The sequence below is a fragment of the Rhizobium sp. AAP43 genome, from assembly GCF_001296045.1.
GTDB lineage: Bacteria > Pseudomonadota > Alphaproteobacteria > Rhizobiales > Rhizobiaceae > Allorhizobium.
The window spans coordinates 47,047-61,863 of sequence record NZ_LJHS01000066.1 but is presented as its reverse complement, the minus strand read 5'-3'; the positions used below and the strand labels follow the sequence as shown (position 1 = coordinate 61,863).

Below are 14,817 nucleotides of genomic sequence, written 5' to 3'. Positions count from 1 at the left end.
TTAGGGCAAAACGAACTTGCCAACCGGTCGGTTGCCCCGCAAGTGAGTGCGTGACATTTGCCGCCGGAAGCGAAAGACCATGATCGATTATACCCCCGCCGCCCTGACCGAGGCTCTCACCGGCCTTCATGCCGACCTGCGCGTTCTTGGACCCGAGGCACTGGCCGGGCGACATCCGGGCGAGCATGAACACAATCTCGGCGCAGGGGTCATGGCACAACCGGCCAGCACAGAGGCGGCAGCGGCGCTGATTGCCTGGTGCCGAGAGAATCGGGTCGCCATCGTGCCTCAGGGCGGATCGAGTGGACTGGTCGGCGGCGGGGTCAGCCGGGCTGAAGAGGTAATCCTGTCTTCCGCGCGGCTGAACTCCATCCTCGCCATCAGACCCGACGAATCGACCGTCGAAGTCGAGGCCGGAGTGACGCTCGAAGCTTTGCAGTCTGCACTTCGCCCGCACGGCCTCACCACCGGCATCGATCTCGGCTCACGCGGCAGCGCCACGATCGGCGGCATGCTGGCCACCAATGCCGGCGGCATTCTCGCCTTCCGTAATGGCGTCATGCGCCACCAGATCCTCGGTCTGGAAGCCGTGCTCCCCTCTGGCGAGATCTTCTCCGACATGACGCGGGTGGTGAAGGTCTCGGCCGGACCGGATTTGAAACAACTCTTCATTGGCGGCGAAGGTGCCTTCGGCTTCGTCACACGCGTGGTCATGACCGTCGAACGCCTGCGGCCGCACAGGGCGACCGCCCTTCTCGGCGTCGTGGACGCCGCCTCGGCGCTCTCAGTCGCAGCGCATCTGAACCAGCTTGGCGGCGTTACACTCGAAGCGGCGGAAATGATGTGGCCTCGGTATGTCCAGGATCACGCGGCGCTGAAGGCCTTCGACCTCGACTGGCTCGACGAAGGTGCCGCCATGCTCTTGGTCGAGGTCTCGGCCGAGACGCAAGAGATAGCCACACTTGCGCTGGAAGAGGCGCTGGCCGAACTCTGGGAGCCCGCCGGTCTGCGCGGCGGCATCCTGGCCCAATCCTCCGAACAGGCGCGCCGCTTCTGGGACCTGCGTGAGGATTCCGGCTTCTATTTCGGTCAGTTCCCCAACGCCCCCTCCTTCGACATCTCGGTGCCGCCATCCGAGATCGACGACTATGTGGCCGGTCTTCTTGGAGGGCTGCGCCAGATCGGCAGCGGTTACGATGCCTATGTGTACGGCCATGTGGCGGATGGAAACCTGCATATCGCCCTTGCCACAGCCGGCCCTCTGCCGACCGAGATCAAGCACGCAGTTGAACACGTGGTCTATGCAGGCGTGACTGCACGCGGCGGCAGTTTTTCCGCCGAACACGGCGTCGGCCTCGAGAAACGCGATGCCTATGAAGAGCATGTGCCAGCCGCGAAACGGCTGCTTGCGCGGCAGATCAAGGCCCTACTCGATCCGCAGGGCCTGTTCAATCCAGGCAAGGTCCCGTTCTGAAGCGCATTTCCGGATTTCCCGCATAACCCCGGAAAAGTCGCGTCTGCCTGTTCTCTTCGCGCCAAATCCCGTCGCACGTCAAAATCTGCCTTTGAACGTCTGCGCGCTTTGCCGCAATCTCTGCCAAAACGCCAGCAGGGGAACGCGACATGGCACTGACATATGGTTTCATCGGGCTCGGCCATCTCGGCCGCCATCTGGCCGGCAGCCTGGTGCGGGCGGGGTTCACAGTCGTCGTCAACGACCTCGATCCCAAGAATGCCGAAGAGCTGGTTGCGGCTGGCGCCCGGTTCGCGGCCGACCCGCAAGCCGTGGCGGAAGCCGTCGATGCCGTGATCACCTGCCTGCCCTCGCCCAAGGTCAGCGAGCGCGTGCTCACCGGAGAGCGCGGCATTCTGAAGGGGCTGAAGCCCGGTTCGACCTGGATCGAAATGAGCACGCTCGATGAGCAGGAAGTCTTGCGGCTGGGCAAGATCGCCGCAGACGCTGGCATCCGCATGCTGGAATCCCCGGTCACCGGCGGCGTGCATCTTGCTGCATCAGGCGAAATCACCGTGATCATCGGCGGCGACAGCGATCTCTTTGATCTGCATCTGCCGGCCTTCCAGGCCATGGGCAAACAGATTTTTCGCGCAGGCCCGCTTGGCAAGGCAGCGGTGATCAAGGTGATCACAAACATGCTAGCCTTCATCCACCTGATCGCCACCGGCGAAGCCCTGATGCTTGCGAAGAAGGGCGGCATAGACCTCACCGATGCCTTCAACATCATCAAGGCCTCCTCCGGCAACAGCTTCGTGCACGAGACCGAGGGCCAGGTGATCCTGAACGGCAGCTACAACATCAATTTCACTATGGACCTCGCCGTCAAGGATCTGGGCTTCGCGCTGGGCTTTGGCCGCGAGTTCGGCGTGCCCCTCGACCTCGCCTCCCATGCACTGCAGACCTTTATCCGTGCACGCGCCGCATATGGCGGCGATGCCTGGTCGTCGCAGGTCGTGAAGCTCCTGGAGGACGCGACCGGCACAGACCTGCGCGCGCCGGGCTTTCCCGCCGAGCTTTGAGACGGACAGGCGGAAATGCGCGGTCATGGCACCGTCAACAAGGCCGTCAGACTGTGACATTCAGCACAAGCTGTCAGACAGGTGAAGCCAATTGACGAAACCAAGCTGGCAATAGGTCGCGACCGCCTGCGTTGCCGGGCTTTTGGCGACTTTCGGCACTGCAAGGCCGGGTGTCTTGCGCAACCCAAACTTCACCGCACCGCGAAAGCCGCATCCCGGAACACCTAAAACGAGCAAAAATCACGCTTTTCCGGATAGTTGGCCTTACGAAACAACTTACTCCATTAACCTGTCCTAAACGGGGCTTGCCTAAGGTTGCGCTAACGTGAGCAGCAGTCGGTCCTGCACGGTATTTGCGCCGTTCGCCCGGACCTGAAACATGATCGGGTGACACCTTGCGCGAAATTCTCAACCTTCTCAGAACCGTTCGGGTCGCCTTCTTGACCGCTGTTGGTTCCTCCGGGATGGCTGCCCTTCTCGCTCTGGTCGCGCTCATCATGACGCCTCCGACGGAAGAATTTGTCAGACAGCTGATGATGGCCGCAGCGGTCGGCAGTGCGGCCGCCAGCATCGCCCTGATTTCGCATCTCGGCCCGGTCTCGGCCGTGTGGCGTGTGCTGAGCACGCGGACCCGACGGGTCGAGCGCCGCGCCAATGTGGATGAAATGACCGGCTGCTGGAACCGCCGCCGTTTCATGGAAATCCTCAACAACAAGCTTGCAGACATCGAGGCTGCGAAGGAAGCCGGTCGTGCTTACGAGGAAGTCACCATGCTCCTCCTCGATGTCGACCACTTCAAGATGATCAACGACACCTTCGGTCACGCCAATGGCGATGAAGTGCTGCGCATGCTTGGCCAGTGCGCCCGCGAAGACCAGAACTGGATCGTCGGTCGCCTCGGTGGTGACGAATTCGCCATTCTCGTGCCGGGGAGCGATCCGCGTCTGCTGGACCAGGAAGCCCGCCGCTTTGCAGAACGGCTCTCCGCCCTCCTGCGCAATAACGACAAGGCTCGCGGCTTCCAAGGGATTTCGATTGGCGTCGCCAGCGCACCCCAGGATGCCGCACGCTCGCAGGATCTGATGCACAAGGCCGATGTCGCCCTTTATGCGGGCAAGCGCAACGGCCGTGGCAAGATCACCTTCTACCATCGCGATATGGAGCATGAGGAAGCGGAAGAGCGTCAGATCGCCCACGATCTGCATGCCGCGCTGCTGCTCGATCAGCTCGAACTGCATTACCAGCCGATTATCGACCTGAATGGCGACATTTGCTCGGCAGAGGCCCTGCTGCGCTGGCGCAACCGTGGACGTGGTTATGTGCCGCCGGATAAGTTCGTCCGCGTCGCCGAAAAATCGGAAATGATCCACCGGCTCGGGGAATGGGTGTTCAAGCGCGCCTGTCGCGACTTGCGGGCGAGCGGCTATCCGCGCTTTTCCGTCAACGTCTCCGGTGCGCAATTCAAGAATGACGGCATGGTCGAGATGTTCCGCCGCGTGCTGCGCGAAAGCGGTTGCGAGGCCAGCCAGTTCACCCTTGAGATCACCGAAACCGTGGTCCTGAGCGCGACCCCTGCCGTCCAGCGCGCCCTGAAGGAATTGCGCGAGATGGGCTTCAAGATCGCGCTCGACGACTTCGGCACCGGCAACAATTCCTTTGCTCTGCTGCGCGATCTGCCGGTCGATTTCATCAAGATCGACAAGAGCTACACGCAGCGCCTCGAGACCGACAAGATCGCCCAGATCTTCGTTACGGCCATTGGCGAGATTGCCAAGGAACTCGACATGATCGTGGTTGCCGAAGGCATCGAAACCGAGGAACAGCATACGTGTTCACGGATCGCGGGTGCCGTCCGCTTCCAGGGTTATCTGCATGGCCGGCCCGAGCCGATCCGCGGCCAACAGCGTCAGCCGGTCCTCCTGGAACAGGTCGCGTCCTGAGCTTGCCTTTGCCCCTTCCCCGCCGCGCCGCTCCTTGCTAGTTTCGCCTGATACTTATTTCATCAGGAAGGACGTAACCCCATGGATCTCGGCATCTCCGGAAAACGCGCGCTCGTGCTCGCTGCCTCGCGCGGCCTCGGCCTCGGCATCGCCAAGGCGCTTGCAGCAGAAGGCGTGCATGTGCTGATCTGCGGGCGGACTGAAGCGAAACTGAAAATCAATGTCGAAGAGATCCGGGCCTCAGGCGGCAAGGCAGACTATGTTGTTGCCGATCTCGCCGATGCCCATTTCGTCGACCAGATGCTGGCAGCCGTGCACCATACGCTGGGCGGTATCGACATCCTCGTGAACAACACCGGCGGACCGGTGCCAGGCACCGTCGAGGACATGGATGCGGAAAAGCTCTACACCTTCTTCCAGTCCATGGTCGTTCGCGTGATCACCCTGACCAATGCGCTTGTGCCCCTGATGAAAACCCAGGGTTTTGGCCGCATTCTGACCGTCGCCTCCTCCGGCGTCTTCGAACCGATCGGCAACCTCGCGCTCTCCAACACGCTGCGTGGCGCGCTTGTCGGCTGGAACAAGACACTGTCGAGCGAGGTCGCGTCCTACGGCGTCACCGCCAATATGATCTTGCCCGGCCGCATCCATACCGACCGCATCGACGAACTCGACGGGGCCAACGCAAAGCGCCAGGGCACGTCGGTCGAGGACGTGCGCGCCAATTCGATCAAGTCGATTCCGGCCGGCCGTCTTGGCAAGGTCGAGGAATTCGGCGCGGCCGCCGCGTTCCTGTGCTCGGTTCCGGCAAGTTACATCAGCGGCACCATGCTCAGGGTGGATGGCGGCGCGGCCAAGTCGATCTGAAGGCGGCTCGGCGCCAGGCGGCAGTTAGCCGCCTCGGCAACCATCCAATTCGAGATCGTTTATTTAGTTATCACTAAATTTGTAGTGACCGTATCAACGACATGGCAAGGACAGGGGGCGTAATCATGCCTTCGCACTCCTTGCCATGAAGGTATTTGATATGCTCCCCGCCGGACATGATGACCGGTTTCCGTCACTTTTCGACGCGTCACCCCTCGATGATCCTGGCGATGAGACCGGGATTGCGTCATTGCGCGCATCACGCCCCCTGATCTTCATGCCCCGCCTGTTTGTCCAGGGTAGGATTATCGGCCATCTGCTGCCGATGATTGCGACCACGGAAGAGGCGCATCTGGGAAAGGCGTCCCGCACCCTGCTCGCCCATGCCTATGACGAGATGTAGGGAAACCCCTAATATTTGTGTGGATATTGATTTAAAGCCCGCAATCGAAACTGACAGTACCTCAAGAATTTCCGCGTATGTCCACAAGCCAATGCTAATTTTTGGACCTACGATTGATGCTTCTCCCGATTCTTACCGGTCAGCCGCGCGACACGACGAGCTCCACCGGCAGCACATCCACCAAGCCACCATCGAATCCCACGCCAGCACCGACGCCAACAACGGAGCCGGTGGCGGAGCCATCTTCAGACTCCAGCCCAAATACGGACCCGAGCGACATCGACGACGGCACCTATCAGCCGCCTGTCGCCGAGGACGGCGGGGCCGAAGCAGCAATTCCAACTGAACCCGAGGCGACCACTGCTTCTGAAGAGCCGGCACCCGGAGAGCCTGATGCCGCACCGGTAGATGATGAAGCAGCGCCGGTGGAAGCTGAAGTGGTGCCGGACGATTCACCGGCAGAAGACACCAGCGCCGACGCGTCGGTTGCCGAGGAGCCCGCCCCTGCCCCCGCCCCTGGCGAGGATCGCGCTGCGGACGCATCGATCGACGCGAATGCGGCTTCGGATGACGTGGCCGTCGACGAGGCTGACACCCCACCGGATGAGCCGGCAGCAGACCCCGTCGCCTCCGATGGACCTCCGGAAACCGAAGCCTCGTCGCCCGAACCTGTCGTCATCCCCTCGCCGACCACCGGCGACAGGCCGGTCGCGGATGCCCAAACCGAACTGCAGCCGTCCCGTAGGCGCGCCGCGGTCGAAGCGATCGAAGCGGCGGCTCTGGCAGCCTATACTGGCGGAGCGCAACGCAACGACGCCTCGGCACAGCTTCGCGAACAGCTGCAATCGCTCGTGGCCATCGAACAGAATCGCGGCCGCGACCGGGCCGTCGATGCGCTCCAGTCGCGGCTCGTTTCCGGCCTTCTCGATGATCTGGCGAAACCGGACGATCAGCAATCTTCCCGTCTGCTGGCCAATGCCCCTGAGCGCTCGGCCGAGACGACAGGCGCCGCTGTGGAGCGCGCGGTTAAGGCCTATCGCCAGGTCTGAGCCAGCCGTTTTCATGCGCGCAATCATCAGGGCCCGCCGGAATGCGGGCCCTGTTTTTGTCTGCGGTCGCCGCCATTCCTTCCGCCAAGGCTTGCCCTTCGCGATCCCCTGTGGCATCAGGCGCCCTCTTCGAAGGCCGGCCCTGACCGGCGGTTCTGCCGGTTCGTCCGGCCCACCTCACATCGTCAGACGACAGAAAGCGACGGCCATGGCACAGGCGCTCGGACTGGATTTCGGCACAACCAACACCGTGATGTCGGTAACCAGCGAACAGGATGAAACGCGTTCGGTTTCCTACACCTCGTCGGCGGGCACAACGGATAGCATGCGCACAGCGCTTTCCTTCATGAAGGACGCACAGCTTGGTGCCGGCGTCCTTAAGGTCGAGGCAGGCCAGGCCGCCATCCGGACCTTCATCGACAATCCCGGCGAATGTCGCTTCCTGCAGTCGATCAAGACCTTTGCCGCCTCGGCCCTGTTCCAGGGAACGCTGGTGCATGCCCGGCGCTTCCAGTTCGAGGATCTCATGGAAGTCTTCCTCAAGCGCCTCGAAGCCTATGCCGCAGATGGCTGGCCGGGGGATGCGAAGCGTCTGGTTGTCGGCAGACCGGTGCATTTCGCCGGTGCCAGCGCCGATCCGGCGCTCGCCACCACACGCTACAACGAAGCGCTGACGCGGCTTGGTTTTCCAGAGATCCACTATGTCTATGAGCCGGTGGCTGCTGCCTTCTACTTTGCCCGCACGCTGAAGCAGGATGCGACCGTGCTCGTTGCCGACTTCGGCGGCGGCACGACCGACTTTTCGCTGATCCGGTTCGAAACCGAAGGCGGCAAGCTTAAGGCAACCCCGATCGGTCAATCGGGCGTCGGCATTGCCGGTGACCAGTTCGATGCACGCATCATTGATCAACTGGTCGCCCCCGAGATCGGCAAGGGCAGCCAGTTCAAGAGCTTCGGCAAGCTTCTTGACGTACCGAGCAACTACTTCCTCGCCTTCTCTCGCTGGAACCAGTTGTCCGTCTTCAAGACGATGAAAGAATTTGCCGACCTTAAGTCGCTTGTGCGTCAGGCCATGGAGCCGGAAAAGCTCGAGCTGTTCATCGACCTGATCGACCACGACGAGGGTTATCCGCTCTACCAGGCCGTCTCGGCCGCCAAGATGGCATTGTCCTCCGCCGAAGAAGCCGAATTCCGCTTTGCCCCACTCGGCAAGGCCGGTGAAAAGCGCGTGACGCGGGCTGCCTTCGAAAGCTGGATCGCAGACGACATTGCCAGAATGGAAGAGGCACTTGACCAGGTCCTGACCTCGACCAACACGGAAGCCGGCAGCATCGACAAAGTCTTCCTCACCGGCGGCACGTCTTTCGTACCGGCCGTGCGCGACATTTTCCGACGTCGCTTTGCCGAGGACCGGATCGAGACCGGCGGCGAGCTCGTCTCGATCGCTCATGGTCTCGCCCTGATTGGTGAACGTGACGACATCGCCCAGTGGGTGGCCTGAGCACAGGCCAGCCGTCGCTTTCCATTTGCCTTGCAGTGGCGGTTGGTTTTAGAACAGGCGCATGATCCAGGCCCGAGACATGACGCCCGCCGAACTGGCAGCGCTTCTGCATTTTCACGCAGATGCGGGCGTCGAATGGCTGCTGGAAGACGATCCGATCGACCGGATTGCCGCCTTTGCCGCCGAGAAGTCGGCACGGCAGGTCAACCGCGCCCCGGCAGTCACAGGAGGCCCCTCGCCCGCATCGGGACAGGCGCCGTCCAGAGCAGCCATCACAGGCCAGGCTGAGCGCAACCCGTCGCAGCCGGATCGCCAGCCGGCTCGGGCACAGCCCGCTCAGGGCTCGACATTGCCCGCCATCCCGGATGAAAATGCGGTCGCTGAAGCCCGATTTGCGGCCGAAAGCGCACGTTCTCTGGCCGAATTGAAGATCGCAATCGAGAGCTTTGCCAGTTGCAACCTGAAGACCTCGGCCCGCTCGACGATCACCGTTGCCGGAGGCGGCCAGTCCGGCATCATGATCATCGGCTCGATGCCAAGCGCAGATGACGACCGGGAGGGGGCTGCCTTTTCCGGCCGTGCCGGCTTGCTGCTCGATCGCATGCTCCTGGCCATTGGCCAGACGCGCGACAATGTCCACATCACCACCGTCATCCCCTGGCGTCCGCCCGGCGACCGCATGCCGTCTCAGCCGGAGATCGCAATCTGCCGACCCTTCATTGAAAGACAGATCGCGCTCTGCGAGCCGAAACAGATCCTTGTTCTTGGCAATTTTGCCGCGCGCTACTTTTTCGGCGAGACCGGCACCATCCATGCCCTGCGTGGAAAATGGCGGGAAATCGGCGCTGGCGGCCATGTTGCGCCAGCCATAGCCACCCTGCATCCGCAGGAGTTGCTGAACGCCCCGAGCAGCAAGGCGCTTGCTTGGATGGACATCAGCGCCTTTTCGAGGCGACTTTTGGGTGAAACTGCCTAGGCAACAGGCAATTTGACAGCAAGATGACGGGAGACCTGCGTCGGCCGCATGGCAGAAGCGCATTCCGTCACCTTGCCGAATCCATGCTGCACTGCGATATTGGCCTGGAGTGTGGGAGGAACGCCTCAAAAGGAACGACGCCGTGAACCTTCGCACCCGCCCCATCCACTGCAAATTCGAGACGCTGCGTCTTGCGGGCGAAGCCGGGCGCGTCAATGCCCCCTATCATCGCGTGGGGATGACCGCGACTGAGCAACTGACAGCCCGCTGCTCCGCGCATATTGGCCGGATCGCTCGCCCCGCCTCCCCCTTCCTCGACCGCCACCTCTGACGGGCTCATCATCGTCGAATTCCCGGCGTCGGAGAGGACCGGCCGAGCCCGACTTGCGGGCCGCGCATATCAGCCCTTCCGCATTGTGCATTGCATCAAAAGTTCATGCGTGAACATTTATCACCATCGAACGATCCATGCACCGAAAGCAGAGGAGCACATCATGGCACTCCCCTTCCATCCCGTCCGCAGCCTTCGCCGGGCAATGAGCCAGATCGAGCACGCGATCAGCGCCTCGGCTGGCCTTTCACAGGCCGCCCGGCACCGTCAGGTCGCGCTTGAGCGTGGCGAGACACCAACTTCGCGGCCGATCGAGTTCCAAGACATTTGACGTAATCGACTTCAGCCTCCGCTCCCGCTCGGGCGACGCATGACCGGAGAGGCCTGACCGTCAGGCCTCGCGTTTTGCGCTTCTGGGTGGCTCGCGCAGGCCGAGCCGGACGGGGCCGCACACCGCCTCATAGGCAAAGTCGACGATCGAGAATTTGATTGCCTGCCAGCGGCAGTACTCGACCAGAAACTCGTGCTTCAGCACGTAGTTTGCGCGCCCTTCCTCTGCGAGATCGAGGCAGCCGATATCGACGGCTCGGCGCAACAGGCGCTGGAGGTGGGTGCGGGAGATCATGAACTGTTCGGCAAGGCTGCGCGCATCCAGACGACCAATCGGATAGCCGCTGATCGATGGCTCGAACTCCATAGCCCGGCAGACAAGCTCATCCATCACCAGACCGCCAGCCTCGGTCCACAGGAAATGTGCCACGCGCGCCGGCGGATTTCGCCAGGCTGGATCATGGCATGTCCGATGGGCAATTTGCGGCTGGATCAGGCGAAAAAGTTCCGGCTTCCCCATGACCTGCGGTGCGCGGCCGCCCCCATCCAGCTCGTCGAGCAGGCTGAGATTGGTGATCAGCCACTGGAACATGGCACGGAGGCTGATCTCCGTTGCCTCATAGCGTCGCGGTCGACGACCAGGATCACCGGCTATGCGGACGAACTTGTAGCTCAACAGCTGATCGAGATAATTCAGAACCGTGTTGCGGCTGGCGGCATCAGTCGTGGTCACGATTTCGCGCAGATTGGTCGTGGTCAAGCCACTGCCGGGCTGGCCGGGATCATATTCGAGGTCAAGCGCGAGCGCGGCCTGGCTCAGCAGCCAGCGCTGATGCGACGCCAGCATGCGCGCCAGCCGTGGCGCCATATCGAACTGTCCACGCAGGCTCGCGGCATAATCCCGCAGGCTTGAAAGGTAGTGCGGATGATCGACAATTTCGGCAACGGACAGCGACATCAGATCCCCCTCAGGCACAGGCCGGCAAACGCCGGCACCGGACGGGCGTTTCCCGGCAGGCACCCTGCCGGTTGCATTGATATCGGTCTCGCTTCTGTGGCCGAAGCAGCATGAGCACCTTTCGCGAAGACCATGGCGTCTTGCCGTGGCGATGGAGTGTGATCTTTGCCAACCTAAACGAAATTGCTGCAGCTTTTCAATTCATTATTATTGCAAACAATCCACAGTCCCGGTACCCGACGTTATTTTAACGTAGCAGGTCGTATTCCAACCCTTGATGACGACGTTTTTCCGGGCAAACTCCGGCAAGCCGCCTGAGGAGACAGCATGATATCCAGCCTCGCATCCATCGCAACCCTGATGCTCTCCACACTGCTGATGATGGCGGGCTTCGGGCTGATGGGCTACATGCTGCCGATCCGCTCGCTGGCGGAAGGCTGGTCGACCCTGATCATCTCGGTGATCGCCACGGGCTATACCTTCGGCTTCACCCTGTCCTGCATTGTCACGCCGATCTTCGTGCGCCGCGTTGGTCATGTGCGGGTCTTCGGCGCACTCGTCACCTTGCTCACGGTGTCGATCCTGCTGTGCTCGCTTGTGGTCGAATGGTGGGCCTGGATGATTTTCCGCGGCCTTTCCGGCTTTGCCATCGCCGGTGCCTATCTCCTGATCGAGAGCTGGCTGAACGAGCGGGTGACAAACGAAAATCGGGGCGCCCTGTTTTCCGTCTACATGGTCACCTGCCTCGTCGGCTCGATCGGCGGCCAGTATATCGTGCCGCTCGGCGACGTGAACGGGCCGGAGCTCTTCATCATCTGCGCGCTGATCTTCTCTGTGGCCTTGCTGCCCGTCGCTCTGTCGACGGCGCAGTCGCCCTCCCCGATCGCCGAGGCGCGCTTTGATCTCAAGCGGCTGCTGCGCCGCTCGCCGATCGCGTTTTTCGGCTCGCTGCTTTCGGGCGCCCTGTCCGGCACCTGGGGCAGTCTCGGCGGCGTTTACTCCCAGAACATCGGCATGAATACGGCGCAAGGTGCGACGCTGCTCGCCGCCTTCCTGGCCGGTGGTGCCATCTCGCAGGTTCCGATCGGCAGGCTCTCCGATCGCATGGACCGCCGTAAGGTCATGATTGGCGCCGGTCTTTTCGGTGTCTGCGCCTGCCTTGCGATGATGTCTTTCGACAGCGACCAGCCGACCGCGATCTACATTGCCGGCTTCTTCGTCGGCGCCGTGCTCTATCCTGTCTATTCGCTCAATGTCGCCCATGCCAACGATCTCGCCGAGCCGCATGAATATGTCACGCTGTCGAGCGCAATCATGATCCTTTATGGCCTTGGGACCGTCACCGGCCCGATCATGGCGGGCTCTCTCATGCAGGCCTTCGGCCCGAATGGTCTGATCTGGTTCCTCGGCACAGCCTTTGCCCTCTATGCCGGTTATGCGGCATGGCGCATGACGCGCCGTCGAAGCGATATCAACATGGCCGACAAGACAGACTTCCAGGCTGTCATGCCCTCGATGCAAGGGGCGGATGCCGCTTCGCCTCTGCATGACGCGTCTGGCGAAAACGACTGAACCATTCGGATTAGGTCGGCGGCCCTGAAGCCTTGCGCGCGGCGCGGCGCTCAAGGCCAAGTTGGTGCTCGCGGAAAATGATGAAGATGCCCGCCGACACCACGATGGCAGCGCCGATCAAGGTGGTCGACGTCGGCACTTCGGAAAACAGCCAGTAGCCAACGCATGAGCCGATGATGATCGAGCAGTATTCGAAGGGCGCAATGGTCGAGACATCGGCGAAGCGATAGCTCTCGGTGAGCAGGATCTGACCGACACCGCCGAAGAAGCCGGCCAGAACCAGCAGCATCAGCGCCTCATTGCTCAGCGTGACCCAGCCGAAAAACCAGGTCAATGTTGAAAGAAGCGCGGCCAGGACCGAGAAAAACAGCACAATGGTCGGCGTTTTTTCCTCCTGCACCAGCTGGCGGACCTGCAGCATGGCACCCGCCCCCAGCGTGGCTGAAACAAGCACCGCAATGGCACCCACGGCTGCCTGCGATCCAAGCCCCTCGGATCCCAGGAGACTGAGTTTTGGCACGGAGATGATCAGAACCCCGACAAGGCCGATGACGACGGCGGTCCAGCGGTAGAGCCTGACGGTCTCCTTCAGGAAAACGGCAGCGAAGACGACGGCGATCAGCGGCATGGCATAGCCAATGGCAATCGCATCCGGCAGCGGCAGCTGCACCAGCCCATAAAAGCCAGCGCCCATGGACATGACACCAATCAGACCGCGCTTGACGTGGCCGAGGGGATTGTTCGTCTGGATTGCCTGCCGCAGCTCACCGCGCCAGGCGAGATAGGCGACAACCGGGAGAATGGCGAAGGCCGAGCGGAGAAAGGTGATCTGCCCAGGCGGGATACCCGCGCCGGCGAGTTTGATGCAGGTCGACATCCCCACGAAGAAGAAGATGGACGACACCTTGAGCAGGATGCCGCGAAGCGGGTTCTGATCGGGAAAAGCCATAAAAGGACAACTGCTTGTCAGGAATTCAAAAGAGGCGAAGCGGCAAACGCACAGACTCACTTGAACCAGCAGCGGTTGACCTGACGAACCGTTGCACTTCACCGGTCATCAGACAAGTCGAGATGAAACCGAATGCACCCAGAAATGCACGGAGAAACCTGGTTTTCTGGCCATCTGCCGTTAACCAGCCCTTCAATGCCTCAGTCGTATTTTGCGAAAAATTTAGCCAAACGACCAACGTGCCGCCAATTTCATCAAATGCTTTCAAGACGGGGACGATATGACCCAGACCCAATTGCAGATCGCTTCAAAGGCGGACATCCCGGCAACGCCGAGATCGATGCGGATCGTCACCGAAAGCATCGGAACTGATCTGGAGGTCTTCAGCGCAGACAATACCCAGGTCGTCCGACAGATCAGGCTTCTGGCCATCAATGCCCTGATCGAGGCGGCCAGGGCCGGAGAAGCGGGTAAGGGATTTGCCGTCGTCGCCAACGAGGTGCAGCGCCTCGCCCAGTTGGCCGCCGATATCTCCGACCGTTTCCAGCAGGATGTGCTCGGCCGTATCGGGCTCAGCCGCAGCATGGCGGATGCCCTGGTCACCGAGATGGAAGGCGCAAGGCTCACAGATCTGGCCCAGACGCTGGTGCAATTCATCGTCCGCAATCTGTTCGAGCGCACGGCCGACGTCCGCTGGTGGGCAACCGACACTGCGCTTTGGTCGGCGCTGGAAACGCCCTCGGCAGACATGTCCAGCCATCTGGCCAGCCGGCTTGCCGTGATCAACCGCTTCTACACCGTCTATCTCGACCTTGTCGTGACGGATATGACCGGCCGTGTCGTCGCTTCGGCCAATCCCCATTACCAGCGCCGGATCAAGGAACTCTCGCTGGCATCCGATCCCTGGTTCCAGGCGGCCCGCAGTTGCCGGAGCGGAGATGACTACATCGTCGACACCGTCAAGCGCAGCCCCTTGCATGACGATCGCGACGTGCTGGTCTATGCCACGGGCATCCGGGCCGGCGGAAAGTCGGATGGCGCGATGGTCGGCACGCTCGGCGTCTATTTCGACTGGCAGGCCCAGGGCCAGGCCATCGTCGAAAAGGAAGCCAATCTGCCGCCGCAGGTGGCCGAAAAAACCGAAGTCCTGCTGCTGGACGGCAGCAATATGGTGATCGCGTCCAATCGCCCGGAGCGGGTCTACACCCACTTCCCCCTGCAGAACCCGAAGAGCGAACCGCGCGGCAGCTATTATGACAAGAGCGGCGCAATCGTCGCCTTTGCCAAAACGCTCGGCTACGAGGATTACGATGGCCTGGGCTGGTCCGGTGTGATCATCCAGCAGGCGGAGCGTGACGAGACGATCCGCGCTCAGCTGAAGCTGAAATAGAAGCGGCTGGATAGAT

General features: G+C 61.7%; 14 protein-coding genes. 12 read left to right on the top strand and 2 right to left on the bottom strand.

What is annotated here, in order from left to right:
- Positions 1-79 precede the first annotated feature (79 nt).
- The 10 genes from IP76_RS22435 to IP76_RS23000 all read left to right on the top strand — a co-directional run bounded on the left by IP76_RS22435 (position 80) and on the right by IP76_RS23000 (position 9,933).
- Positions 80-1,474: an FAD-binding oxidoreductase gene (locus IP76_RS22435; protein WP_054160466.1), complete on the top strand. Its 1,395-nt coding sequence runs from the start codon at positions 80-82 to the stop codon at positions 1,472-1,474.
- 149 nt (positions 1,475-1,623) lie between these two features.
- Positions 1,624-2,535 carry an NAD(P)-dependent oxidoreductase gene (locus IP76_RS22430; RefSeq protein ID WP_197278405.1) on the top strand — a complete coding sequence of 304 codons (912 nt, stop codon included), beginning with the start codon at positions 1,624-1,626 and terminating at the stop codon, positions 2,533-2,535.
- A gap of 395 nt (positions 2,536-2,930) precedes the next feature.
- The gene (locus IP76_RS22425; RefSeq protein WP_054160465.1) at positions 2,931-4,475 is read left to right on the top strand and encodes a bifunctional diguanylate cyclase/phosphodiesterase; all 1,545 of its coding nucleotides are present in this window, start codon (positions 2,931-2,933) and stop codon (positions 4,473-4,475) included.
- Between the two features lie 81 nt (positions 4,476-4,556).
- Entirely contained in the window at positions 4,557-5,342 is a 786-nt protein-coding gene (locus IP76_RS22420; RefSeq protein WP_054160464.1) for an SDR family oxidoreductase, read from the top strand.
- A 145-nt stretch (positions 5,343-5,487) separates the two neighbouring features.
- Positions 5,488-5,745, top strand: coding sequence for a hypothetical protein (locus IP76_RS22415; RefSeq protein ID WP_156318697.1), 258 nt, complete (start codon positions 5,488-5,490; stop codon positions 5,743-5,745).
- 116 nt (positions 5,746-5,861) lie between these two features.
- Entirely contained in the window at positions 5,862-6,794 is a 933-nt protein-coding gene (locus IP76_RS22410) for a hypothetical protein (protein ID WP_054160462.1), read from the top strand.
- Positions 6,795-7,002: 208 nt separating this feature from the next.
- Entirely contained in the window at positions 7,003-8,295 is a 1,293-nt protein-coding gene (locus IP76_RS22405) for an Hsp70 family protein (protein ID WP_054160461.1), read from the top strand.
- A gap of 61 nt (positions 8,296-8,356) precedes the next feature.
- Positions 8,357-9,271 carry a uracil-DNA glycosylase gene (locus IP76_RS22400; protein ID WP_054160460.1) on the top strand — a complete coding sequence of 305 codons (915 nt, stop codon included), beginning with the start codon at positions 8,357-8,359 and terminating at the stop codon, positions 9,269-9,271.
- A 142-nt stretch (positions 9,272-9,413) separates the two neighbouring features.
- The gene (locus IP76_RS23005; protein ID WP_082352682.1) at positions 9,414-9,602 is read left to right on the top strand and encodes a hypothetical protein; all 189 of its coding nucleotides are present in this window, start codon (positions 9,414-9,416) and stop codon (positions 9,600-9,602) included.
- A gap of 163 nt (positions 9,603-9,765) precedes the next feature.
- Entirely contained in the window at positions 9,766-9,933 is a 168-nt protein-coding gene (locus IP76_RS23000) for a hypothetical protein (protein ID WP_156318696.1), read from the top strand.
- 60 nt (positions 9,934-9,993) lie between these two features.
- Here the strand turns inward: IP76_RS23000 and IP76_RS22385 are convergent, their stop codons facing one another.
- Entirely contained in the window at positions 9,994-10,890 is an 897-nt protein-coding gene (locus IP76_RS22385; protein WP_054160457.1) for a hypothetical protein, read from the bottom strand.
- Positions 10,891-11,217: 327 nt separating this feature from the next.
- Between IP76_RS22385 and IP76_RS22380 the strand changes: the two genes are divergently transcribed.
- Positions 11,218-12,462 carry an MFS transporter gene (locus IP76_RS22380; RefSeq protein WP_054160456.1) on the top strand — a complete coding sequence of 415 codons (1,245 nt, stop codon included), beginning with the start codon at positions 11,218-11,220 and terminating at the stop codon, positions 12,460-12,462.
- Between the two features lie 10 nt (positions 12,463-12,472).
- Here the strand turns inward: IP76_RS22380 and IP76_RS22375 are convergent, their stop codons facing one another.
- Positions 12,473-13,411, bottom strand: coding sequence for a DMT family transporter (locus IP76_RS22375; protein ID WP_054160455.1), 939 nt, complete (start codon positions 13,409-13,411; stop codon positions 12,473-12,475).
- A 280-nt stretch (positions 13,412-13,691) separates the two neighbouring features.
- On the opposite strand from IP76_RS22375, the gene IP76_RS23670 reads away from it, so the two are divergent.
- Complete coding sequence (locus tag IP76_RS23670; protein WP_054160454.1) at positions 13,692-14,801, top strand: methyl-accepting chemotaxis protein; 1,110 nt, start codon at positions 13,692-13,694, stop codon at positions 14,799-14,801.
- The last annotated feature ends 16 nt before the right edge of the window (positions 14,802-14,817 follow it).

What these genes read in the sequence shown, in the direction of transcription:
- IP76_RS22435 (WP_054160466.1), top strand. Translation starts at nt 80, where the DNA reads ATGATCGATTATACCCCCGCCGCCCTGACCGAGGCTCTCACCGGCCTT.
- IP76_RS22430 (WP_197278405.1), top strand. Translation starts at nt 1,624, where the DNA reads ATGGCACTGACATATGGTTTCATCGGGCTCGGCCATCTCGGCCGCCAT.
- IP76_RS22420 (WP_054160464.1), top strand. Translation starts at nt 4,557, where the DNA reads ATGGATCTCGGCATCTCCGGAAAACGCGCGCTCGTGCTCGCTGCCTCG.
- IP76_RS22415 (WP_156318697.1), top strand. Translation starts at nt 5,488, where the DNA reads ATGAAGGTATTTGATATGCTCCCCGCCGGACATGATGACCGGTTTCCG.
- IP76_RS22410 (WP_054160462.1), top strand. Translation starts at nt 5,862, where the DNA reads ATGCTTCTCCCGATTCTTACCGGTCAGCCGCGCGACACGACGAGCTCC.
- IP76_RS22405 (WP_054160461.1), top strand. Translation starts at nt 7,003, where the DNA reads ATGGCACAGGCGCTCGGACTGGATTTCGGCACAACCAACACCGTGATG.
- IP76_RS22400 (WP_054160460.1), top strand. Translation starts at nt 8,357, where the DNA reads ATGATCCAGGCCCGAGACATGACGCCCGCCGAACTGGCAGCGCTTCTG.
- IP76_RS23000 (WP_156318696.1), top strand. Translation starts at nt 9,766, where the DNA reads ATGGCACTCCCCTTCCATCCCGTCCGCAGCCTTCGCCGGGCAATGAGC.
- IP76_RS22385 (WP_054160457.1), bottom strand. Translation starts at nt 10,890, where the DNA reads ATGTCGCTGTCCGTTGCCGAAATTGTCGATCATCCGCACTACCTTTCA.
- IP76_RS22380 (WP_054160456.1), top strand. Translation starts at nt 11,218, where the DNA reads ATGATATCCAGCCTCGCATCCATCGCAACCCTGATGCTCTCCACACTG.
- IP76_RS22375 (WP_054160455.1), bottom strand. Translation starts at nt 13,411, where the DNA reads ATGGCTTTTCCCGATCAGAACCCGCTTCGCGGCATCCTGCTCAAGGTG.
- IP76_RS23670 (WP_054160454.1), top strand. Translation starts at nt 13,692, where the DNA reads ATGACCCAGACCCAATTGCAGATCGCTTCAAAGGCGGACATCCCGGCA.